This window comes from Desulfosporosinus sp. Sb-LF (assembly GCF_004766055.1).
GTDB lineage: Bacteria > Bacillota > Desulfitobacteriia > Desulfitobacteriales > Desulfitobacteriaceae > Desulfosporosinus.
The window spans coordinates 192,831-217,490 of the sequence record NZ_SPQR01000005.1 but is presented as its reverse complement, the minus strand read 5'-3'; the positions used below and the strand labels follow the sequence as shown (position 1 = coordinate 217,490).

Genomic DNA, 24,660 nt, shown 5'->3' with positions numbered 1-24,660 from the left:
TCGTGCACTCACACCCCCAACTCTTTCCTCATGACTTCCAACTCCTCTAACTGCCCCATATCGAGCCAACTTCTTTCACTAACAGGAAAAACTCCTATCTTTTCTCCCAGGCCTTTTTGCTGTTCGATTATATCAGGAAACCCTATAGCTTTATTATCCTCAATCCTATTTAGAACTTCTGCTTCCACAACATAAAAGCCAGTATTGGTCAGAAATGAGTACTGGGGTTTTTCTGTCATTGAAGCTATTTCACCGATGTTATTCATATTGATTATTCCGTAAGGAATAGTGAGATGTTTATATGCTGCAACTATTGTAATCATATTTCCATTTTGCTTATGAAAATCATATATTTCCTTATAATTAGCTCTGATGAGGATATCACAATTAGTCAAGAAAAAGGTAGACTCCAGTTTCCCTTTAAGAAGGCTAAGCCCACCACCTGTACCCAACTGTATCTCCTCATCATGAAATTCGATTTTATAATCCTTTGCAGCTTCACTAAAGTAAACCTTGATCATATTTTTTTTATGGTTGACGATTAAATGAAACTCATTGCACTCGTACTCCATAAAATTATTAATTATATGCTCAGTAATCGGTATTTCGCCAATTGGAATGAGTGGCTTCGGTAATATTTTGGTATACGGATATAGCCTCGTTCCCAATCCACCTGCCATTATTACGACAGGTGCACTAACAGGAAATTTACGTCCAATCTCGTAATCTTTTAGAAAAGTAATGGATAGTATTTCGTGCGATTCGCTCACAATCGGTAGAGATAATATTGACCATTTCTTCATTAATTCAAGAGCCTTATCCTTATCTTTTTCAAATATTAATTTTGGATTATAATTGGCAATTTCTTTTACTCTGTCCTCTAATTTCCCACCGCGCAGTATGTGCCTTCTGATGTCTCCATCAGTAATAATTGCTTTCAAAATATTGTTCTCAGAAACCAACAGTATTTGATAACCTGTCGCATCTATCTGTTTCATCGCCTCTAGAACACTTTGATCTTCAGTGATAAATAATGTCTCTATATTCAATATTCTCACCCCTCTTATTATATGAAAGCTATAATAAAAGTGAGCTAGAATTAAGGAAAAATCTAGAAAAAGACAGAAGCGCCTGCCAACGTATCAATGAACGATTATGAAATAGAACAAATTTTAATAAGAACCTTCTTCACATTTTCAGCTGACAGATTGCTACTGCAAGGAATATTAACAATGCGATTATAATAGTCGTAAGCCTTATTAATCATATAAGTTTGGTTATTCAAATAAGGCTTTTGTTCGTGAATAAGTCCCCATAAAGGTCGGGTTTGAATATTATCATTAGCTAAACAATCAATTATTTTCTTGCGATCATATTTGTCTAAATTTAATATATATAGGGAGTAGAACCAATAGTTTGGTCTTACATCCTCTCGAAAATCCATTACTTTCAAACCGCTTATTTTATTATTTATACTGCTTTTGTATATTCTATAGTTTTCTTTCTTTACAGATATAAAGTGCTCAAGCTGTTCCAGTTGGGCAACCCCCAATGCAGCCTGAAGGTTGGTCATTCTATAATTATAGCCAACTTCATTATGTAAGAAATTTACGGCATCATCCTTGGCCTGTGTAGACAGATATTTGGCTCTTTTCATAATGCTTGTATCACTTGAGACCATCATACCCCCACCACCGGTCGTAATAATTTTATTGCCATTAAAGGAATATACGCCTATATTGCCAATTGTCCCAGCATATTTACCTTTATAGCTACCTTCAAGGTAGTAGGTTCCTAAAGCCTCTGTAGCATCCTCAATCACTTTGAGGTTATATTTTTCGGCAATATCCATAAGCGCTGACATATCTGCCATGTTGCCAAAAACATGGACAACAACTACTGCTTTTATATGTCTCCCGGAAGAATTGTTAATTAGTTTGTTATTGATAAAAGTACATTCTGTCTGGCAAAACAGCTTTAATTTAGCCATATCCATGCACAAAGAATCGTCACAATCCATAAAAACAGGATATGCATATAAATATTTTACTGGATTTACAGTAGCTATAAATGTTAGCGTTGGCACTATTACCTCATGATCCGCTGCTACACCTGATAGAATTAATGCTAAATGTAAGCCAGCAGTTCCACTTTGACATGAAACCGCCGATTCTACTTTTAAATAATCAGCAAATTCCGATTCGAACTCGTCAATGTATGCTCCAGAAGTAGACACCCATTCTGTATTAATTGCATCAGTTACGTATTTCAGTTCGTTACCTTTGAGGTTGGGGACTGATAATGGGATGAATTTATCCATTAATATCACTACTTCCCATAGTTTTTTACATATTATAAATATCTGCTTTATATCGGTTTAAATTCTCCTTTAGAAACGCTATCGTCTCAGCCAACCCCTGTGTTAAACTGTACTTTGGCTCCCAAACTGTAAGTTCTCGGATTTTCTTGTTTGAACCTAATAGTCTGTTTACCTCGCTTTTTTCTGGACGGAATCTTTGCTCGTCACAGATAATCCTTGCTTTAGGGTTAATCTGATCAATTAACTCCTGAGCGAGCTGACCGATTGATATCTCCTGCTGGGTCGCAATATTAATCTCTTGCCCTATGGTTTTATCAGACTTGGCTATGTCAATAAAGCCTTGGACTGTATCTTTTACATAATTAAAATCTCTAGTCGGAGTAAGTGAACCTAGCTTTATTTCAGTCATTCCTGATAAAAGCTGGGTAATAACAGTTGGAATCACTGCCCTAGCCGATTGACGCGGTCCATAAGTGTTAAATGGACGTATGATGGTAATGGGCATTTCAAAGCTACGATAAAAGCTCTCCGCTAGTCTGTCAGCCCCTATTTTTGTAGCTGAATATGGAGATTGACCTTGAAATGGGTGTTTCTCATCGATGGGAACATACTGCGCAGTGCCATAGACTTCCGATGTAGAGGTTACCAGGACTCTTTTAGTTCCCAGATCTTTAGACGCCTGCAGCACATTTAGTGTGCCTTTTACATTAGTATCAACGTAAGTATCAGGTGAATGATAGCTAAATGGAATCGCTATTAAGGCCGCAAGATGGAAAACCTCATCCACCTCTCTTAGTGCCTCTCTTACTCCGTTGGGATCACGGATATCACCAGCAAATAGTTCAATTTCCTCTAACAGCTCTTTGGGAAATGTATCAAGCCATCCCCAGGTATTAAATGAATTATAATAAACAAATGCCTTAACTTTTTTACCTTCCCTTATAAGTTGTTCTACAAGATGACTACCTATAAATCCATCAGCACCGGTGACAAGTGTTTTTTTCATAGCATTTCCTCCAAAAATATTTAATGACCTAATCCTAGAGCTTCATTTTGACGAACATAAAAAATATTCGCCATCCGCGAAATATCTTTGAACCGTATTCAAAAGCGCTTCCTCTTGGGCGTTTTTCAAGAACATCTCCAGTTCGATTGAACGATCAAAATGGTCTTTAATGCACGTTTATTACGACCGGTAACGATTATAATGTCTTCAATTCCCGATTGAGCAGCTTCTTCAACAATAAACTGAATTGTAGGTTTATCCGCAATCGGTAACGTTTCCCTAGGTTGAGCCTTTGTTGCCGGCAAAAACCGCGTGCCAAGTCCTGCAGCCGGAATAACTGCTTTACGAATTTCCTGCATATCATTGCCTCTAATAATTTGTTCTTTTATCTAAATTATATAAGAGTAAATCCAAAGATATACCAGATATAAATAACAGAATTACCACTGACGACACAATTATGTCAAGAGAGAACAAGTACTCAGAGACTACAACTAGTCACGAATTCCGCCACAATCGATGGTCACTACGGCTGCACCGCAAGCCATCGCTTCAAGAGGAGATAAACCAAACGCTTCAAAGTAAGAGGTGTAAACAAAGGGGTCAGTCTCGAATAGAGCTGGGCTAGCTCTGATCCGTTGCCGTATTCTTAATTTCAAGGGAAAGGGCTTGTAAAAAGGGCGTTCTCAGGAAGGCAGGGCCTTGGGTGAACGAAGGTTCTGCCTTTTTATAGGACATACCAAGAGAAGCTTGACAACTAATTTCCTATATAGTGCAACTCTATAATAGTGGCAAAAGTGGTGACTGGAGTGGGGGCGAGATCGCCCTTACTCTATTATTATTTGTGACATGGAGCCGTTAAATGGCTTCTTATCTTTGAAGCGCTTCGATTTCCCTCTTGACATAAAAAAGGCTATAATAATGATTGACATTTTAATAAAGAGTTGAATGATAAAATGAAGATAATAAGATATTGAACAAATTAGTTAAGACTAAGACTAATTGAAAGGGTGAAGTAAACGTATGGCAAAAAAGATGCTGCTTATCTTTGCCCATCCTGATGACGAATCCTTTGCCTTGGGTGGAACCATTGCTAAATATGCTGAGCAAGGGGCAGAGATTACCCTTGTGGCTGCGACCAAGGGAGAAGCTGGTAAGACTGCTGAACTTTGTAAAAAAGAAGAACTCGGACTTTTTCGAGAACAGGAACTGCTGCGCGCGGCAGAGGTCTTGGGAATTTCCAAGGTTATATTTTTAGGTTATATTGATAAGGAAGTTCCTCAAGCACCTCCTCTGGAAATTATAGGAAAAATTGTCCGGATTATACGCGATGTTCGGCCCCAGGTTATCATAACGTTTGGAGAGGACGGTGCATCTGGACACCGGGATCATCGAGCCATTCATCACTTTACTAAGGCCGCCATTAACCTGGCGAGGGAGTCTTTAGAGCCAGAGTGGGGTACTCCCCATACTCTGTCTCGTCTGTGCTATGTTAAGCCAGGCTGGAGACTTCCTGAGGCCGAGCTTCAGGGCGTGGATTTTGTGATTTCGATTTCATCATGGGCAGAACGGAAATGGGAGGCTATCTCCGAGCATCGAACTCAGCTCGGTTCTCGATTGAAGTTTGAGGGAATGGAAGAGAAGCAAAAACAGGATTATTTGAGTCGTGAGTATTTCCAATGTGATCAGGCGTTAAGTGCGTTGCCTGGACGAGGAGAGGATATCTTTCAGGATTTGGAGAGGGTGGAATCTTAAGTGCAGGCAAAAGTAGTTTTGAAATATTGCCCCGATTATACAGCCGATGTGGAAATGAGTTTAAGGGAAGGCTTGGCTGAACTGGGTGGCATGTCGGAGTTTGTGAAGCCTGGGCAAAAGGTTTTGCTCAAAGTAAATCTGCTGATGAAAAAACGGCCGGAAGAAGCGGTCACGACTCATCCTAGTGTTGTTGAAGCCGTAGTTCGCCTAGTTCAGGTAGCTGGTGGGATACCAATCATTGGGGACAGCCCAGGTGGACCTTACACCGTGAGTGCGCTGCAGGCTATTTATACAAGGTCGGGCCTCCGTGAGGTTGCGGAACGAACTGGAGCCATTCTCAACGAAGATGTTGGACAAACGACCCTTCAGTATCCCGAAGGAAAACTTGCTAAAAGTTTGACCATCACTAACTGCGTCCTCGATGCGGATGTTGTAATCCCTATTTCAAAGTTGAAAACTCATGGCATGATGACCTTCACGGGTGCAGTCAAAATTCTTTTTGGAGTCATCCCTGGGTTACTTAAGGCCGAATACCATTTGAAAATGTTTAAGATCCCAGATTTCGCCGATCTTCTAGTCGATATTGCGAGTTGGGTAAGCCCAGCTTTAAGTATTATGGATGGAATTGTGGGGATGGAAGGGGATGGGCCTTCGGCAGGAAAACCTCGCAATATTGGCGCGCTCATTTTGAGTACAGACCCCTTCGCTCTAGATGTTGTAGCCGCGGATCTTATTGGATTAAAGCCAGAAAAAGTTCCGACCCTGATGGCAGCACGTGCTCGTGGTCTAACAAGCCGGCTCAATGAACTTCAATTAAAAGGGGATTCGCGCACGCTTTGGCGGATTCAAGACTTTCTGATTCCTAAAGCAATATCGACAAATTTCTTAGATATGGTTCCTTTGCCGCGTAAAATTAAGAGGTTCACGCTGAATCGTTTGCGCCCTCGTCCGGTCTTCGAGCATGAGAAATGTAAACGGTGCATGGACTGTATCAATAATTGTCCTCCCAAGGCTTTGACGTTGGATGAGAATCAGCGCCCGGTCGTGGATTTAGAAGCGTGTATTCGCTGTTTTTGCTGTCAGGAGCTTTGTCCCCATCAAGCGGTCAAGCTCTTTAAGCCTTGGCTGGGGAGGAAATTGATTAAGTAACGGTTGAAGCCGGTCTGATGGTATAACTGTCAAAAAAGACGCATAAGGTGGTTAAGTCTTGTTGGTGGAGGGTATGTAAATGACAGAAAGTGTGTTAATTATTGATGTCGGGTCCGGCACCCAAGATATTCTTCTCTATCAACCTGGGAAAAATATAGAAAACTGTCCAAAGTTTATCGTTCCCAGCCGAACACAGACTGTTGCGGCACAAATTCGTGTAGCTACAGATGAGGGCAAGGATGTTTTCCTACAGGGACATTTGATGGGTGGTGGCGCGTGCGCTCTAGCCCTGAAAAAGCATTTGACATCGGGTCTTAAAGCCTATGCAACTCCACAGGCAGCGTTAACCTTTAACGATAACCTGGCTCTAGTAGAGGGGATGGGAATACAGCTTCGCGAAGAAGTTGCAGAATCTGAATTCATCACTTCCATTTGGTTAGGAGATATCGATACGTTTTCTTTGAGACAGGCTATTGAAGCGTTTGACTTAGAATACCCTCAAAGGTTAGCTGTTGCCTTACAGGATCACGGGTTCAGTGTCACCGAAAGTAACCGAACTCTACGTTTTAGACTCTGGGAGGAGTTTGTGATTCAGGGGGGTGACTTGCGCAAGTTGGTGTTTACCCAGAATATCCCGGAGGTTTACACGCGGATGCGTGCAGTACGAGAGATTATGCCCGAGGCTATCGTGACAGATACCGGGACCGCAGCGCTCTTGGGAATCATGTCTGACTCCTTGGTAAAACCCTATCTGGATCAAGGGATCTTGGCAGTTAATATTGGCAATTCGCACACCCTTGCAGCAGCCATTCGCGGGAATCGGGTTTACGGAATTTTCGAGCACCATACAGGTATGCTTAATCTAGAGTCTCTAGCCAACTTGATTCAACGTTTTCAGTCCGCAGAATTAACCAATGCGGAAGTTTTTGATCAGGGTGGGCATGGCGCAACTCTTCATCCGGAAATGCGTCCAGGCTGGGACTTTGTCGTAGTAACAGGTCCTCGGAGAAGTATGGCAAAACCGCTGGGTTGGTATGAAGCTGCCCCCTATGGGGATATGATGTTGACAGGTTGTTTTGGGCTTCTTGCTGGCATGGGGATCATTTGAGATAGCGTAAAGAAATATTTATAAAGGCAAGGATTTCTCGCATTTATGTAGAAACGTATAGTAGTCCAATAAAGCAAGTTTACTGTGCACCAGAAAGGGGGGAGACCATGGCAGAATTCTTATCTCAATTTCAAAATTTTGGGTTGCGAAGTGCGATCGATATTATCGTTGTAGCAGTGGTCTTCTACCAATTCTACATGCTCATTAAGCGTACACGGGCTGTGCAGTTGGTCAAGGGAGTTATGGTCCTTCTGGCCGTTTCGCTACTTGCTAGATATTTCCAACTAAGAACTATTAGTTGGTTGTTGGATAAACTTTTACAGATGTTTGTCGTAGCGATACCGGTCGTTTTCCAACCTGAACTTAGAAAGGCATTGGAGCAACTAGGAAGAGGGAGCTTTTTTACACGCCATCCCTTAACCCCTGGAGTGGATAATCTGGAACAAGTGGTCGAAGAATTAGTGCGTTGTACGCAAGTTCTCTCCAAGACTCGTATCGGGGCTTTGATTGTGCTCGAACGGAAAACAGGAGTTCAAGATTTTGTAGAAACTGGGATCAAGATTGATGGAATGGTATCCTCTGAATTTTTAGTCAATATCTTTATTCCCAATACCCCGTTGCATGATGGTGCTGTGATTATTCGGCAGGATCGTGTGGCAGCGGCTGGTTGTTTTCTCCCGTTATCCGTCAATCCTAATATTCAAAAAGACTTAGGTACACGCCATCGGGCTGCTTTAGGGTTGACGGAAATTACCGACTCTTTGGCTATCGTGGTCTCTGAGGAAACAGGGGCGATCTCTGTAGGAATTGACGGAACCCTTACGCGTTTTGTCGATGATAAAATGTTACGGGAATTATTGCTGAGGGAACTCGAAATAAAGAGTACCTCCTTTTCATTTAGTTCATTTTGGAGGTGATGGCCCATGCATAAAATGTTTCGGCGCAACCTCGGGGTCAAGGGGATTTCGTTCCTATTTGCGATCATCTTTTGGCTTTTTGTGATGAATCAAGGTTCACCCGATACGCTGACCGGTGAACAAACACTCACGATTCCGCTCGTAGACAATGGACTGCCTCAAAACATGGTCGTTTTGACCCGTCTTCCTTCAGTCAGAATTCGTTTACAGGGGATCAATCCCAGTGCCAATATAAAGGATTTATATGCGGAGATTGATCTATCTGGAGGTACACCCGGGGAACACACATATACGATTAAAGTCAACACTCCACCAGGAACAAAAGTGGTTGATCTTCAACCTGTTGACGTTAAGCTGCAACTAGATACTGTGCAGGAGAAGATGATTCCGGTCGAGGCCCTCGTTACGGGCAGTCCAGCGGAAGGTTATCAGATGGGAACCCCCTTCGTCAAACCCACGGCTGTGAATGTACGTGGACCGAGTTCTATACTTGCCACACTCAACAAAGTAACCGTAGAAGTCAGTGCAACAGGTGCCACTGATACGATTCAAGTTTCTCGCCCAGTGAGTTTTCGTGATAAAGAGGGTAAACTCATTTTCGGACCGAACCCCAGTGTCGACATTTTAAGTGCTTCTCCGAGTAGCGTGGATGTGATTAATCCTGTAATGCTGAAAGGTCTTTCGTCGAAGATGGTTCCCCTTAAAGCCACGAGCAACGGGACACCTGCACAAGGCAAGGTCTTACGTTCCTTAGTACCCTCTCCAGCCAGTGTGCAAGTTTTGGGTGCTACTCAGGCCTTGAAAGGATTTGATTCCTTAAATCTTGGTCCTGTAGATATTAGTAACCTTACCGAGGATAAAGTGTTCCAGATCCCTTCCGATAAAGTAACCTTGCCACAAGGGATCACTTTTCCTGACGGAACAGCCTTAAGTGTTATCGCCCAAATAGGCCCCGGAGTCATTCAAAAAGAAATTCCCAACGTACCGGTTCAAATCCGAAATATTGGGGCAGGTCTAGAACAAGACCCAGCAGCGACCCCTGTTAATATTGTGGTCGAAGGTCTTTCTGACATCTTGAAAGATGTCAAAGCTGATCAGATTCAACTCTGGGTTGACGCCTCCGGTCAAGCGGCGGGAAGTTATGCGAATACTAAGGTTTTCTGGCAACTTCCACCGGGTGTGACAATGCCTACAACACCACAAGTGAGCTATAATCTCAAAGCTCATTTAGTAAAAGGAGCAGAATAATTACGTGGAGTTACTATGGACGAATTTGAGAATCCCTGTCGAAGAAGATGCGTTGTTAAAGACTACCATGGCTCGTAAACTAAAAGTTCCTGAAGAGACAATCAACGGTCTTCGTTTTTTGCGTCGGTCGTTAGATGCCCGAAAAAAACCCTATCTTGCGTTCGTCTATACGATTCAGTTATCCCTTGACATTCCAAACACAGAAGTAAGCCGAATTTTAGACCGGGTTCCAGGTCTGAAGGAAGTTCCAATGGAGGTTCCTGTGCTCTGGCCTGAGCCCACTAAAACGCTTAAATCTCGCCCTGTGGTGATCGGAGCTGGACCAGCGGGGTATTTCGCTGCATTAGCCTTAGCCCGAAGAGGGTATGCTCCGCTTGTGCTGGAACGTGGGGACCCTGTTGAGGAACGCTCACGCAAAGTTCAGGAATTTTGGGATACAGGGAAGTTAGACACTGAGAGCAATGTGCAATTCGGCGAAGGTGGAGCGGGAACTTTCTCGGATGGTAAGCTCACAACTCGAATTCAAGACCGCAAGATTTCAGAGGTTTTGGAAACCTTCGTCAAGCACGGTGCGCCCTCAGAGATCCTATATTTAGCCAAACCGCATATCGGGACGGATATTCTGAAAGATGTCGTCAAAGGAATTCGGAGGGAGATCGAGTCGCTAGGTGGCGAGGTTCGCTTCCGGTCTAAAGTCACTGGGTTAATGTCGTCCTCAGGACGTTTGCAAAGGGTTATTGTTGACGGGGAAGAAATTCCTGCCGAGGCGGTCATCCTTGCTATTGGGCACAGTGCTCGTGATGTTTATGAGTTTTTATATGATTCAAAGGTAATGCTGGAGAAAAAAGGGTTCGCGATAGGTCTGCGAGTAGAGCATCCACAGTCCCTTATCAATTACTCTCAGTACGGAATCGAAGAACATCCTCATGTCGGTCCGGCGGATTATCAGCTGACGTATCAGGATGTGAGGACAGGTCGAGGGGCCTATGCTTTTTGCATGTGTCCCGGAGGAAAGGTCGTGGCAGCCGCTTCGGAAGAGGGCGGGGTAGTCACGAATGGTATGAGCGGATATGATCGGGATACGAAGGTCGCTAACAGTGCTATTGTGGTGACCGTCGGTGCGGACGATTTTCCGACAGCGCATCCACTCGCAGGTCTAGCCTTTCAAAGGGAGTGGGAACATAAGGCGTTTTTGGCAGGAGGAAGAGATTATAAGGCCCCGGCACAACGAGTTGTGGACTTTTTGGAAAGTCGCGTGTCGGATCACTTTGACCTATCAGCGACGTATACTCCTGGTATTGTGCCTTGTGAGTTGCATACCGTCCTCCCGACTCAGGTAGGGGATGTGCTAGGCCGAGCACTTCGGGTTTTTAATGGTAAAATCAAAGGATTTGCCGGAGATAAGGCGACCTTGACAGGGGTTGAGACAAGGACAAGCTCTCCCATTCGCATTGTTCGTAATGGGCAAGGAGAATCGTTAAGCTTGGCAGGGCTATATCCGGCGGGCGAAGGAGCGGGGTATGCCGGGGGAATTACGAGTGCCGCAGTCGATGGTATAAGAATGGCAGAATATCTTATGGCGCAATATGCCCAGGTAGGGTAGAATAGAGAAGATGTGTCTAAATAGTATTAGAGATTTGATAACATTTCTAGGAGAACTAAATATAATAAGAAATGAAGGGAGGGAAAAGACTTGGGTCGACTCTTTGGGACCGATGGGGTACGTGGTGTTGCTAATAGCCAATTGACATCGAGCCTCGCTTTTCGCCTTGGGCAAGCGGGCGCCTACGTCTTGAGTAAGGAGCATCCACATCCTAGAATTGTGATCGGCAAAGATACCAGGATTTCTGGAGATATGCTGGAGGCTGCACTTGTCGCTGGAATTTGCTCTGTCGGAGCGGATGTTTTGCGAGTGGGTGTCTTACCTACACCGGGAATTGCCCTCTTAACACGAACCCTCGATGTCAGTGCAGGGGTCGTGATTTCAGCGTCCCACAACCCTGTCCAAGATAACGGGATTAAGTTCTTTGATTCGACAGGGTATAAATTACCAGATTCCATTGAAGATGAAATTGAACGGATTGTCTTGAACGAAGAGAAACCTTGGGAGGTTCCGATTGGCGGAGAGATCGGACGGGTCATTGAAGTACCCGATGCGGGACGTCGCTATATAGATTTCCTTAAATCGACCGTGGGACGTCTAGATGGGCTTAAAGTCGTTTTAGATTGTGCTAATGGAGCAGCGTCGTATGTTGGCCCCGAGGTTTTGCGAGAATTAGGGATAGAGGTTGTCCCTATTTTTAATACGCCAGACGGTGTGAATATTAATGCTGGTTGTGGTTCGACCCATCCTGAACAGTTGCAAAGGGCTGTGTTAGAACATAACGCCGACCTGGGGCTGGCAAATGATGGAGATGCCGATCGTCTTATTGTGGTGGATGAACAAGGGAACATCTTAGATGGGGATTTCATCATGGTAATTTGTGCCTTAGCCCAAAAGGCGAAAGGAACCTTAGCTCAAAATTCTGTAGTGGTCACCGTCATGAGTAACCTTGGCCTTCATCTTGCGTTGAAAGAGGCAGGAATCACGGTCGATCAGACGCAAGTTGGGGACCGCTATGTCATGGAAGAGTTGCTCAGAACCGGAGCAAAGCTTGGTGGAGAGCAGTCTGGACATATTATTTTCCTCGATCAAAACACAACAGGTGATGGTTTATTAACCGCTCTACATTTGTTGGCCGTTGTCAAGGAACGACAAGTTCCGCTCTCTCAGCTTGCTTCTGCCATGCAGCGCTTACCCCAGGTACTTATCAATGCCAAGGTTCAATATAAAGAACGCTTGATGCAAGATGAACGAGTGCTTGCCAAAGTACAAGAAGCTGAGGAAATCCTTGGTGGTCGAGGCCGCGTGTTGGTACGCCCCTCTGGGACAGAACCTTTAATTCGAGTCATGGCTGAAGGTACTGATCAGCAAAAATTAAAGGAATTAGCCCAAGGAGTTATTGACATCATTGTCCAGTGCGATGTATAAATACCATTGCATACCTCTTTAAATCACGTATAATAGTTTATGTGCTAAATGGTATTTTCTCCTTACGACGATGTTAAGGAGCTTTGTAGATTATAATTAAGCCACTCGTCTCATGGAAGAGCAAATTACGGCATATGTGAAATAGTATCGCAAAAGTGGGGACACGCAGAATCTATCTGATAAGGAAATACTGCGTAGACTACGTGAAAGATAGGATACCGAATATGCCGTGAGTTTGTCCCAGTAGATGTGTGCTATAATTAAGGGAGGCCAACTAAGTGAAAGACAATCCTAATAAGATATGGGTCGTTGTAAGCCCGATACCTGCGAAGAATGCGGAGTATTCTCAATATAATTCAGTATCGGAAGCACTCTCCGATTTTGATGAGTGGACACTTGAGACAGATAGTATCGCAAGATGTGAAGTGATGTATCGGGGAGTCACGATGATGCACTCTTCAAGAGGTAAAGTAGGCGGTGCAGCATGCGAGCAGTATCACCCAGAATGCCCAGTTAGAAGTAAATTACCAAACTCACGAGAGATCCTAAATTGTGAAGAATGTGTCAAGAAAATGATGGCAGATTACGCCTAAAATAAAGTTGTCTCAATAATTAGCAGTTTATTGTTAGGTGCCAGTTATTGAGGATTGAAAGGAGGTGAAGTAGCAAAAGAACGCTAAGTATCATAGAATACAATACTTCATGGTTGGACGATTGTTTCATAGAAGGCAATAAAATTAGAGCGCCAGGACCTTAGTCGTTATTTTGATTTAAGGTCGACGAGGAAGAGGGTTATCGAAAGATTCGGCGGATCCCTCTCGGTGGCTTGTCACCGTAAGCTTGTTTAAAACCGAGGAGTAATTCTCGGGACAAAGAGCAAGTTGACAAGACAAGGGGATAGTGTGTGCATTTGACCCCCTTGCTTGTATTGCCTAAAATGTGAAGCAACAAAGTCGTCCGTGTAGGGGCGACTTTTATTTTTTACGGTAGACACAAAGGGGATTGTGGTTCATTAAGCGCGTAAGAAAGTACTGAAATTGATTAGAATTGAAAAAATAGGTATGATGAGAGGAGCAAAACACATATGTGTGGAATTGTAGGATATATTGGAAAACAGGTGGCTATTCCTATTTTGGTGGAGGGCTTAAAAAAGCTAGAGTATCGGGGTTATGATTCGGCAGGGGTAGCGGTCGTAGATCAAAATGAACTTGTTATTTCCAAAAGTTTAGGTAAATTAGTCGCTTTAGAAAAAGAACTCGGGGAGAATTATTCCCAGTCGTGCATTGGAATCGGACACACCCGCTGGGCAACCCATGGCCGCCCTTCACACCTTAATGCTCACCCCCATTGCGATTGCAAACAGGATTTTGTGGTGGTGCATAATGGAATCATTGAAAATTACCTGGAATTAAAAGACAAGCTCATCGAAAAGGGACATCATTTTGTATCAGAAACTGACACGGAAGTTCTAGCCCACTTACTTGAAGACTTTTATGAGGGAGACTTTGAGGGGGCAGTTCGGAAAGTCTTAAAAACGGTTCGCGGGTCCTATGCGATGGTCGCGCTTAGACGCCAGGAACCTGATAAATTGGTGGCCGCTCGTAAAGATAGCCCTATGGTTGTAGGCCTTGGAGATGGGGAGTTCTTCGTGGCGAGCGACATTACAGCGATTTTGAACCAGACACGCAAAGTCTATATCTTAGATGATGGAGAAATGGTAGTTATCACTGAAGATGGGGTAAAAGTCTCAGACTTCGAAGGAAATCCTCATACGAAAGAAGTCTATAACGTCAAGTGGGATGCCGTGGCCGCAGAAAAGGGCGGGTATGAACATTTCATGCTTAAGGAAATTCATGAACAACCTCGTGCCTTGAAGGATACGATGTTGAGCCGCTTGGAAGAACAGAAAGTCGTTCTTCAAGAAGTGGATCTAACCCTTGAAGAACTGGCGCAAATTAACAAGGTTTATATTGTTGCATGTGGTACTGCTTGGCATGCTGGGCTTGTCGGCAAGACTTTGATTGAACGTTGGGCACGCCTCCCAGTTGAAGTGGACATTGCCTCGGAGTTCCGCTATCGCTCACCCCTTGTGGATGAGCATACTTTGGTCGTGGTAGTGAGCCAGTCTGGAGAAACAGCTGATACCTTGGCGGCCCTACGTGAAGCCAAAAACCGCGGCGCGCGCGTGGTTGCAGTAACTAATGTCGTGGGAAGCACGGTTTCCCGAGAAGCCCATGATGTCATCTTCACCTGGGCTGGTCCCGAGATCGCAGTAGCGTCTACGAAAGCATACACGACTCAGCTGGAAGGAATGGTTTTACTTGGACTCTATCTTGCTCAGGTCAAAGGAACTTTACCTTCCGAAAAGATTGGGGAAATTATTACCGCTTTGCAGAGAATTCCCGCTCAAGCCCAAGAAATCCTGGATCAAGAGAGCCTCATCAAGGAGTTGGCAAAGTCGTTTGTCAACGTGGAAGATACCTTCTTTATTGGCCGTTCGTTAGATTGGGCTGTGGCGATGGAAGGATCCCTGAAGTTGAAGGAAATTTCCTATATCCATGCCGAAGCCTATGCAGCTGGCGAGTTAAAGCACGGCACATTGGCCTTGATCACAGAAAATACACCCGTCATTGCGCTGGCAACCCAACGGGATGTATACGAAAAGACCATTTCTAATATCAAAGAGGTAAAAGCCCGGGATGCTAAAGTGATTGGACTGACCTATAAAGGAAACACCAGCTTGACGAAATCGGTCGATCATGTGATCTATATTCCAGAGACCATGGATGAGCTTTCTCCGATCCTCACAGTCATACCGCTGCAACTTCTGTCCTACTATGTCTCCGTGGCCAGGGGGTGTGACGTTGATAAGCCGAGGAATTTGGCAAAGAGCGTGACAGTGGAGTAGGAAGCTATTGTATAAACGCCTGTTGGTGTTGTTTCATAATAAAGTTTGTTGTTTCATAATAAAGTTTGTACTTTAATAAAATAGTTTGTATTTTTATAATAAAGAATGTTTGAATAGCCCCCTTTTGATGTAGAATAACATCGAAAGGGGTGTTTTTTTTGGCAAAAAGAAATAGGGTTGAAACACCTGAAAAGCAGGCTAAATGGATTAAAGAAGGCAGGGGTTCTGGATATGGTGAAAACTATAAACCGTGGTTGACTATCCATGATGTTCCGTCAAAAGGCGGAAGATCCAGAATTGCCGGAACTAAAATCAAAAGAGAACACCATTTACTGTCAAATCTCGAACGAGATTATTTTCTTATATTGGAGTATCGAGATTCAGTGGTTGATATTCGTGAGCAGTTTCCCCTCTTTGAATTGACTGAGACTCTTGCCATCGCAAAAGAATGCGGTATTGAACCTCCAACCGATCCAGTAAGTAATTATCCAATTGTCATGTCGAGTGATTTTAGAATTACGATAAAAGATGAAAATGGTACTGTCGATGTGATCAGAACCGTTAAACCCAAGGGCGAGCTTATGGACGAACGAATTATTCAAAAATTTGAGATTGAAAGACGTTATTGGAAGTCCAAAGGCCTTGATTGGGGCATTGTTACGGAACTAGAGATAAACCAGGTATTAGCAAGAAACTTAAATGATTTACGGAGTTGCCATGACCTATCCAACTTAGATGGGTTAAGAAGTATTTCGGTCAAAAATAGAAACGCTCTTATAAGCGCCTTTAAGCAAACCGTTTCTGGCAATAGGGTTGTGATCCGCGATATGGCCCATGACTTCGACAGTAGAATGACATTGGAAATTGGGACAAGTCTCTCAATATTTAAACACTTGCTCTATACCAAACAAATTAACATGGATATCGATACAGTAAAACTAAAATTTGATACTCCTCAAAAGATTAGTGTTGGTAAATCGGCTGATATTGAGGTGTTTGCAGGGTGATACAAGTTAATACAGTCATACAAAGAGTAAAGAGTCAAGACAATGAAAAGATCGAGCGCCAGAGAGTAATCTGGAAAGAGGAGGAATATGCATTTCTTGTGGATCTATCTGACGAAGGGTCTCTCCCTTTTATGACAACAGTAGATGAACTTGAAATGGGTTTGGATACTGGAAAACTAGTTATTATCCCTGACCCTTACGCAAGAACTTGGAGAGATGAAGATATTCCTTCTTCATTAAGAGAAGCTAGGGATAAAGACTGGGATTTAGTTCAATGTCTTTGGGCTAAAGAGCCGATAGCGATGTTAACGAGAAGTACAAGATCTAAATTAGTCCGACAAGCGTGTGACAAGTTTCTACTACCTAAATATAAAGTTGATCGTATAATTAAGCGTTTTTGGCAACGAGGTATGACTAAAAATGCGCTGTTACTTGATTACAACAATTGTGGGCACCCAGGTAAAAACCGCAAGAGTACGGAAATAAAGAGAGGTAGACCGCCAAAATACCGTGATCCTGATAAAGTGGGAATTAACATTGGCAAAGCTGAACTTAATTTATTCAGGCTAGTCATTGACACAAAGTATCGAACTAAACAAAAACCAACTTTAACAGATGCTTATAACTATCTCCTCGATACATACTTCTCTACTCCTTATACAGAAAACGGGGAGAAAAAGGTAAAGAGATGGGGCAAGGATCGGAGACCTACATACACACAATTCCGATACTGGTATTTGAAGGAAAAGGATGAAAAACAGGACTACATTGACCGCCATAGTGAAAGGGAATTTAACCTTAAACTCCGTGAATTGCTTGGAGATTCAACATCAAAGGTATCGGGGCCGGGATCTGAATATCAAGTAGACGCAACAATTGCGGACGTCTATCTGGTGAGCAGCCTTGATAGAACCAAAATAATTGGAAGACCAATTGTATATGTAGCTATCGATACGTATTCAAGAATGGTTGCAGGGATATATGTCGGTTTAGAAGGACCTTCATGGGTCGGAGCCATGATGCTTATCGATAATATTGTGGATGATAAGGTTGCGTTTTGCAGTAAGTACGACATTCGTATTTCGGAAGAAGAGTGGCCCTGCCAAGGACTGCCTGAAAGAATTATTGCTGATGGTGGAGAAATGGAGGGCTTAAATGCTGACAATTTAATAAATAATCTAAATGTTGAGGTGGATATTACTCCCCCATACCGCGGGGATTTAAAGGGAATCGTGGAAAGGCATTTTCGAACAGTCAATGACAGAATAAAACATATGCTACCCGGTGCCATCGATCGAGAGTATAGACAACGCTGTGAAGAGGACCATCGTTTAAAAGCAGAACTAACTGTTAAAGAATTCACAGGGTTAATGATAAGGGATGTAATATGGCATAACAAACACGTCATGACTAAGTATCCGTTGTCCACGGAATTACACGCTTCGGGAGTAATACCTAAGCCGATCGTGATATGGCGTTGGGGAATGGAAAATAAAAAGGGATGTTTTCACAGTTTCCCTCGTGAAATTGTGAGATTGAATTTATTACCAAGAGCCAAAGCAAGTATTTTAAGACAAGGAATTAAGTTTGAAGGTCGTTATTATAGTTTCGAGAAGGCATTAGCGGAAGGTTGGTTTATTAATCCAAAAAGGCGTAGTGAGGTAATTGCATATGACCCAAGGGATATTAGTGTAGTATATTTACCCACCAAAGACGGAAAATCCTTTAGTGTTGCTAACTTATTGGAGAAGAGTGAGGATTACGCCAACCTTTACTGGGAAGAAGCTCGATTTCACAGCGAGTTGTTGGCAGAGCGTTTAGAGGATGCCATAGATGAAGAATCACAAAACAATGCTGATCACGATATGGCAACCAGAGCAATCTTGAAGAGTGCAAAGAAAGAAACTGATAAACAAAAAAAGACAAAACCAAAGACCAGCAAGGCTCAAAGGACTAAGAACATTTCTACAAATAGGGCCGATGAAAAGTCTCAAAGAAGAGAAGAAGAACAGTTCAACCTTGGGGCGGCACAACCTAAATCAGGTGAAGTAATTCCCTTCTTAGTTAATAATAGTGAATCAAGTAACCACATACCTTCGCGCGGAATCGATCCCGAGACTTCAGCTAAAAGATCAATGTTGGAGATGATGGAGAAGAGGATTGAAGAAAAGTTTAGGAAGGACATAGAATAACATGAAGTACAATTTGCAAAACTGTTTCGAAGTAGATGCAATATATAGTAAACACCCGCTCCAAGAATATAACAATAATCCACTCGTTGAGGCGTTGCCAGACGTTTATACTGAGGAAGAGTTGTTCGAATACATGTTTTCAAGGCCTCTCCATTCGTCTTCGGATCTCGAACTTCAGAAGGAGATAAGATTTGATGTTATTCAGAGGCTTAAACATTTTACTATGCCTTGGAATATTCACTTTGACTTAGCGAGAAACATTTCTAGTATGTTAAGAAGAGGTTATATTGCTAGAAATCCTATTAAACAGAAGGACTTTAACCAACGTATACATTCAATATCCGAGCAGGATGAAAAACTAATAGAATCTGTTACCTTTCAGGGATTTAAAGATATTAAGTCGAGTGCTCTTACTTTAAGTATCATTGGTATTAGTGGTATCGGAAAAACAACAGCTATTGAAAAACTACTTAAAATGTATCCTCAAGTAATTCGACATACTAAGAAATATGAGGGTATGGCTTTGAACCGAACTCAGATTGTCTGGCTCAAACTTGATTGCCCGTTTGATGGTTCGCTAAAAACTTTCTGCCAGATTTTTTTTAAGGCTGTTGATGATGTTCTAGAGACAAATTATTATGATAAATTCGGTGATGCTAGAAACTCCAGAGGGAAAATGATGATAGATATGGAGCGTCTTGCTACCATTCATTCGGTCGGTGTAATCGCAATTGATGAAATGCAGCATCTTATCAGTAAAAAGACTGATCCAGACGAACTTCTGAATTTCTTAGTCACTTTAGAGAATAAAATTGGTGTTCCAATTATCCTTATCGGAACTTTTAAAGCTTTAAAGGTACTAACTAAAGAACTTAGGCAAAGTAGACGAGCTGCAAGTCAAAAAAGCATTTATTGGGATAGAATGGCGCCTGATGAGGAATGGGATTTATTTTTAAAGACCATGTGGAAATTTCAATGGCTCAAAATCCATACTCCTTTATCTAACGAATTAGCTGAACTGATGTATGAACAGTCTCAGGGTATTACTGCTATTGCAGTTAGTCTATTTTTGCTGGCTCAAGAGAGAGCCTTATTTACAGATGATGAAAGAATAACCGAAAAGATAATTCTTAATACTGCGAACGAAGATCTTTATATGGTCAGTGACATAATAAGGGCACTTCGAGATAATGATCGGGCGAGATTAGCACAGCTCGAAGATGTTGCTATAGACATGGAAAAGATAATAAATTCTAAACGGGAAAAATTGGATTTGAATGGTAAGATCGCGTCGATTACTCAAAGCCTTGAAAAACTTGATACAATTGAGCATAAAAGCAAAGTGCAGACTTTGATGTTCGACCTTACAGGATTAGGCTTTTTAAGTAATCTGAATCAACGTGACTTTGAAGGGATCGCTACACGAATAGTTAATGAACTTGGAGTAAATGAAGATTATTTAAAAATAAAGCAACTTGCTATTAAAACCGCTATGGAAGAAAATGATGCAAAGGCGGCTAAAGCAAGTACAGGTGGCAAAAAGATCAAAAAAGCAGTCGAGAGTAAGGGCTTAATTCATATATTCCATCAAGCTATCGGTAAAAAGAAGCACGTTTACGAGTTGCTGAATGAGTCGGGGTATATAAAGAACGTGGAGGAATTTGCTTAAACTATGAGACCCTTTTTCCCCACTCCCTACGAAGATGAATTATTATACAGTTTAATAGCAAGGTATCATTTTTTAACCGGGAATTCGGATTATAAAGATACTTTAGTTGAGGTTTTCGGTTCACGTAGCAAGATCCCTTCTATCCATTTCCCTACTAACATCGGCTATCTCTGTGCCCAATTTTATAGGGAAGCCGACTGTACTCCAGAACAGTTAGTTTTTAACCACACTCTGTTTCCCTTATATAGTCCATTCCTACCGAAGGAACGTGCGGTACGCATTTTAAATTTAATGATCTCCGACGCTAAAAGTAATGTTCAAGCTATGATTGGTATGATGGCAGGTAGTGTTTGTTCAACTGAAGGCCTGTTATATTGCCCAATTTGCGCCGATAATGATTTCAAGGACAACGGTGAAATGTACTTCCGAAGAAGCCATAATGTTCAAGGTGTCAGTGTTTGTTATAAACATGGGTGCTTGTTAAAGCATTACCGTGAATCGTACCATATAGTCAGCCGAATTGAGTTTATTAGGTTTGATCACCGAATAGCAGATTTAAAACCTGAGTTTTTGTCGGAGGAGAATATTCAACAAAAGCTTCACCAGGTTGCTGAATCGGTACATCATTTACTGAATCATCATCTGATTGACAATAGCCAGGTAAGAGTTCATCAAATGTATTTACATTTGATGAACGCCAAAGGCTTTTTGACCAGTAAAGGGCACATTTCACAACAAGATCTAGCTTTTGCAATATATGGCTTTTATGGTGGTAGTATTTTGTCCATTATGGAGTCAGGGTTGGGTAAGGGGAATGAATATAATTGGCTTAAGGTTATTACCAGAAAACCGAAAAGAGTTGTACATCCAATCCGCCATATTCTGCTAATGATGTTCCTAAGTGGAAGTGCTGAAGAATTTTTTCGGAATGACTTTAGACCAGTCCCAGTCTTTGGTGAACCTCCATGGTATTGCTTAAATCCCGCTGCCGAACACTTTAGACAACCAGTAGTAGTTGATTGTAAGATTTCCGCAGATTATAAAACACGCAAACCAGTGGGTACATTTGCCTGTCATTGTGGGTTTGTCTATTCCCGAAGAGGTCCAGATCTTACGCCGGAGGATAAATATAGAATTGGGCGGATTAAAAACTTTGGCCCAGTATGGGAGGCAAAACTACATAGCTTATTGAAAAAAGGTAATGTCGTGTTCAGGGAAATAGGACGAATAATGAATTGTGACCCGAACACTATAGTCAAATATGCTCACAAATTAGGGCTTGCCGAACAACTTGGATGTAAAATAAGGGTACAACAACCAGTTAGTCCAGGACCATCCAAGAGTAAGGCTGATTTTTTTAAACGCTATGCTAAAGACATTACGGTTTTTTTAAAAGAAAACCCGGAATGTTGCAGAACTGAAATGCGTTTTGCTTTACAAAAACAATATGCTTGGTTTTATAGAAATAATCCCGATTGGTTAGAAGAACATCTTCCCCCACCACTCACGAAGAAACTGGCAAAAGACACAAAGGTAAGAGTTGATTGGAAGACTAGGGATATCGAAATACTTTTCCAGCTCAAAGGTGCCAATCATGAATTGTTAAGCTTATCCCGGCCAGTTAGAATTACCTCTTCTCGTTTAGCAAAATCAATTGGTCAACGGGCTGTGATTCAGCGCCATATTGACAAATTGCCAAGGACAGCGGATTTTTTGGAGAAAGTCTCAGAATCGGTGAGCGAATTTCAGCGACGGCGTATCGTTGGCGTAACAAAGGAAATATTCCAGCGTAAAGGTTCTGTGAAGAAATGGGAAGTTATTCGGGAAGCAGGCATAAGACCAGAATACCTGAGTAATGTTGAGAGCTTTATTCAAGATGATATTCAACGGATTCAACTTTTAATTGAAAGTAATAGTATTCTACAAAACACAAAGGATTTCGGAGACAGTAATTATTTGAATTAGGCTATTCTTGAAGCAAATATATGAGGAGTTGGGGGCAGCATGAGTTATGTTCATTAAAGGTTGGCCGTTTAGTCCGGGTGAGTCAGTTCAACTGCTTTGGATTAAATCCCCATTCAAAGAGCAGAATCAGGAATGGAAAGTTCCGTTAGTTCTCGAAGGTGAGAATGGAACAATAAAACTGCTTAACATTTCATGGGGCTTACTTCCATATTTCCGGATAGGACAATTCTATATTAAGGGTCTACCGAGTGAGTTCCATAGATCGGGGACATTAGTTAGTCTATCACTTTCAAATCCATCAGAGGGCCAATTACTCAGGGTTCAAGATTTACCGTCGGGTTTGATCGAGCTTAAGAATTCTGAGGCAAGTGAAGAATACGTATGGGTCTGTCAATGCAAGGAATTGCACGTGATTATTCCTTGTGTAGAAATTATCAGGAGTTTTTTAACTCCAAATGCAACTTTGGCTAGAGCTCTACTAGAACCAAACGGGATTGACTTTGTTGCTACATATGTGAAATCAATTGAAGGGTTATTAAAGATAAACTTTGATCCACATGTGCCAAGGAAGATTATCATGGATTCTTCTGTAAATCATGTGGCATGGCTCATTACTGATCCTTTAGCAAAGAAAGTGTGGAATTCAGTTTATAATGGAGTCTACCCACGCGGTGACATTAACCTCCCTTTGGCCCTTTTTACTTTAACAGATGAGGATTTGATTGGTTCCAAAAAAATTACGGCAGTTCCTCCGATGGATCGTTCTTGCATATGGCAAGTAAGGGCTATTCAACAGGGTCAAGCAATTATTGTCTTAGAAATAGTTTCAGTACAGGGTTTAGAATTACCCTACAAAAAGATTGAGTATGCGCATAAGTCCTTTACTGATAGAAAGAACGTTGAAATTATTGGTCATAGGTCAGCTGTTAAAAGGAAGAAACGCTCAAGCATTAACAAAGATAAATCGATTGTAATTGATAATCCGACAAGTAATTCGAAGACAGTGACACGTATGGTTTCTAATAACGTCTTATCATTTACCGAACTTCCCGAGCTAGTTAGGCAAAACCGTGAGGTTAATGCTTATAGAGAAAAGAATAACCATGAAAATCATAGGCAGTTTAGTAAACGGGAAAGACGAGAAATCGAAGATAAGGCAGGAATGGAAGCTCGTGAAAAGGAACGACTAGCCCACTTAGAGAAAGAGTCAGGAAAGATTCCAGAAGTAATGTTCTCAGGCGAAGAAGTCTTTTATACTGGTAACAGCGAAGTGCGTCCCTTGGATTTCCGGGGACCAAATGTAGTTATAGGTTTTAATGACAATGGTCTTGAGCAATTTCGTGGCATGTTAGAGGTGATTGCCAGGTTTAGCCCAGTAATCTCGGTTTCTCCACCCAAAATAGATGTGCTGCCATCAGGAAGGCAGTTTTCTCGAAATGAAGATGGCGGGCCAAGAAAATATGCTTTGGTAACAATTGAGCATAGGAACAAACCCAAGTACATTCTAGAGGTAGAGCGACCAGAAAAAGTGCAACTTTCAACGCTAATAATTGAACTTCGCGATAAAAGAAAGCTATCTGAGGTCGAACTCTTCAGTGAAGTACAAGGACTGTTGCATGGCCTTATCAACAACTACGGGAGTTGGCGAAAGAGTCAAATACTTAATCATCCAGTGTTAAGAATTGTTAAGGTTAAGCATTTAAGTAAGTGGAGTATAATTGATTGGGCAGCAGTTATTTGGGAGAACTTAAATTTTATAGAAGAGGAAGATTTCCTTGAAATATAGCTACATTAAAGTTTTAAAATTTGGACATGCCCTATCTGCTGCTTTCACCAACTCAACTCCACGGACTAGTATGTAATTAAATGTTTAATAAGTATGGAAAATATATACAGGATGAATCGAGTTAAAAGAGCTATTGAACAAAATTCGTTGGGGTTAAATATTAATGATTTTGTTATTATTTTCAAATATTTGTTTTTTGGCAGGAATATTTAGAGAATTTGTTGAAATATTCCTTTATATATATAATAGATGTAAAGAAGAGGCAACTCGCTCTTCTGCGCTTAGTGGTGTTCCTATATAATTAATGATTACTGACACGCTAGAAATGAGATGAATGACATGAATGCTGATCTCCTCAAAAGATTGTTTAGATCAATTTTCTTGGAAGATATTGATTCTTTAAAGAAAATTGCACCTTTTATAATTAAGAGCGAAAGAAAAAATGGGCATGATATTCTTGCAAATTCGCTTGAGAAGAAGCAGTAAATCAAGATATACTGATTTATGAACCAATTAGAACCCTTATCGAAGCAGAAATCGAAAATCAAGAGCAAGAAATTGAGATCGAGTAAACTATTTTATTTAAATATTGGGGCCTA

The 24,660-nt window shown here is 41.9% G+C and carries 18 protein-coding genes and 1 pseudogene; 14 read left to right on the top strand and 5 right to left on the bottom strand.

What is annotated here, in order from left to right; genetic code table 11:
- Positions 1-8: 8 nt before the first annotated feature.
- The 5 genes and pseudogenes from E4K68_RS09185 to E4K68_RS09165 all read right to left on the bottom strand — a co-directional run.
- Positions 9-1,058: a sugar phosphate nucleotidyltransferase gene (locus E4K68_RS09185; RefSeq protein WP_348982850.1), complete on the bottom strand. Its 1,050-nt coding sequence runs from the start codon at positions 1,056-1,058 to the stop codon at positions 9-11.
- 95 nt (positions 1,059-1,153) lie between these two features.
- Positions 1,154-2,320 carry a LegC family aminotransferase gene (locus tag E4K68_RS09180; RefSeq protein WP_135378636.1) on the bottom strand — a complete coding sequence of 389 codons (1,167 nt, stop codon included), beginning with the start codon at positions 2,318-2,320 and terminating at the stop codon, positions 1,154-1,156.
- 25 nt (positions 2,321-2,345) lie between these two features.
- Entirely contained in the window at positions 2,346-3,326 is a 981-nt protein-coding gene (locus E4K68_RS09175; RefSeq protein WP_135378635.1) for an NAD-dependent 4,6-dehydratase LegB, read from the bottom strand.
- 125 nt (positions 3,327-3,451) lie between these two features.
- The gene (locus tag E4K68_RS09170; protein WP_348982849.1) at positions 3,452-3,685 is read right to left on the bottom strand and encodes a sugar phosphate nucleotidyltransferase; all 234 of its coding nucleotides are present in this window, start codon (positions 3,683-3,685) and stop codon (positions 3,452-3,454) included.
- Between the two features lie 138 nt (positions 3,686-3,823).
- Positions 3,824-3,957: pseudogene (locus E4K68_RS09165) on the bottom strand (glycosyltransferase); the annotation flags it as partial.
- Positions 3,958-4,349: 392 nt separating this feature from the next.
- Here E4K68_RS09165 and E4K68_RS09160 point away from each other — a divergent pair.
- From E4K68_RS09160 to E4K68_RS09095, 14 genes are all read left to right on the top strand, one after another.
- The gene (locus tag E4K68_RS09160) at positions 4,350-5,081 is read left to right on the top strand and encodes a PIG-L deacetylase family protein (protein WP_135378633.1); all 732 of its coding nucleotides are present in this window, start codon (positions 4,350-4,352) and stop codon (positions 5,079-5,081) included.
- On the top strand, positions 5,082-6,230 hold the full coding sequence (locus E4K68_RS09155; RefSeq protein WP_135378632.1) for a DUF362 domain-containing protein: 1,149 nt from the start codon (positions 5,082-5,084) through the stop codon (positions 6,228-6,230).
- A 79-nt stretch (positions 6,231-6,309) separates the two neighbouring features.
- On the top strand, positions 6,310-7,338 hold the full coding sequence (locus tag E4K68_RS09150; protein ID WP_135378631.1) for a DUF1786 domain-containing protein: 1,029 nt from the start codon (positions 6,310-6,312) through the stop codon (positions 7,336-7,338).
- Between the two features lie 107 nt (positions 7,339-7,445).
- The gene (gene cdaA, locus E4K68_RS09145) at positions 7,446-8,255 is read left to right on the top strand and encodes a diadenylate cyclase CdaA (protein ID WP_135378630.1); all 810 of its coding nucleotides are present in this window, start codon (positions 7,446-7,448) and stop codon (positions 8,253-8,255) included.
- A 6-nt stretch (positions 8,256-8,261) separates the two neighbouring features.
- A complete protein-coding gene (locus E4K68_RS09140) occupies positions 8,262-9,503 on the top strand; it encodes a CdaR family protein (protein WP_135378629.1) in 1,242 nt (413 codons plus the stop codon).
- A 4-nt stretch (positions 9,504-9,507) separates the two neighbouring features.
- Entirely contained in the window at positions 9,508-11,106 is a 1,599-nt protein-coding gene (locus E4K68_RS09135; RefSeq protein WP_135378628.1) for an FAD-dependent protein, read from the top strand.
- Between the two features lie 90 nt (positions 11,107-11,196).
- Entirely contained in the window at positions 11,197-12,534 is a 1,338-nt protein-coding gene (glmM, locus tag E4K68_RS09130) for a phosphoglucosamine mutase (protein ID WP_135378627.1), read from the top strand.
- Positions 12,535-12,812: 278 nt separating this feature from the next.
- Positions 12,813-13,127 (top strand): hypothetical protein, encoded by a 315-nt coding sequence (locus tag E4K68_RS09125; protein ID WP_135378626.1) that lies wholly within the window; start codon positions 12,813-12,815, stop codon positions 13,125-13,127.
- A gap of 491 nt (positions 13,128-13,618) precedes the next feature.
- Positions 13,619-15,442 (top strand): glutamine--fructose-6-phosphate transaminase (isomerizing), encoded by a 1,824-nt coding sequence (gene glmS / locus E4K68_RS09120; protein ID WP_135378625.1) that lies wholly within the window; start codon positions 13,619-13,621, stop codon positions 15,440-15,442.
- 158 nt (positions 15,443-15,600) lie between these two features.
- A complete protein-coding gene (locus E4K68_RS09115; RefSeq protein WP_135378624.1) occupies positions 15,601-16,449 on the top strand; it encodes a TnsA endonuclease N-terminal domain-containing protein in 849 nt (282 codons plus the stop codon).
- A gap of 410 nt (positions 16,450-16,859) precedes the next feature.
- Positions 16,860-18,641 (top strand): Mu transposase C-terminal domain-containing protein, encoded by a 1,782-nt coding sequence (locus tag E4K68_RS09110; protein WP_206751202.1) that lies wholly within the window; start codon positions 16,860-16,862, stop codon positions 18,639-18,641.
- Between the two features lie 268 nt (positions 18,642-18,909).
- Positions 18,910-20,310: an ATP-binding protein gene (locus tag E4K68_RS09105; protein ID WP_206751201.1), complete on the top strand. Its 1,401-nt coding sequence runs from the start codon at positions 18,910-18,912 to the stop codon at positions 20,308-20,310.
- A 3-nt stretch (positions 20,311-20,313) separates the two neighbouring features.
- Complete coding sequence (locus E4K68_RS09100; protein WP_135378621.1) at positions 20,314-22,275, top strand: TnsD family Tn7-like transposition protein; 1,962 nt, start codon at positions 20,314-20,316, stop codon at positions 22,273-22,275.
- A 46-nt stretch (positions 22,276-22,321) separates the two neighbouring features.
- Complete coding sequence (locus E4K68_RS09095) at positions 22,322-24,061, top strand: Tn7-like element transposition protein TnsE (protein ID WP_135378620.1); 1,740 nt, start codon at positions 22,322-22,324, stop codon at positions 24,059-24,061.
- Positions 24,062-24,660: the final 599 nt, after the last annotated feature.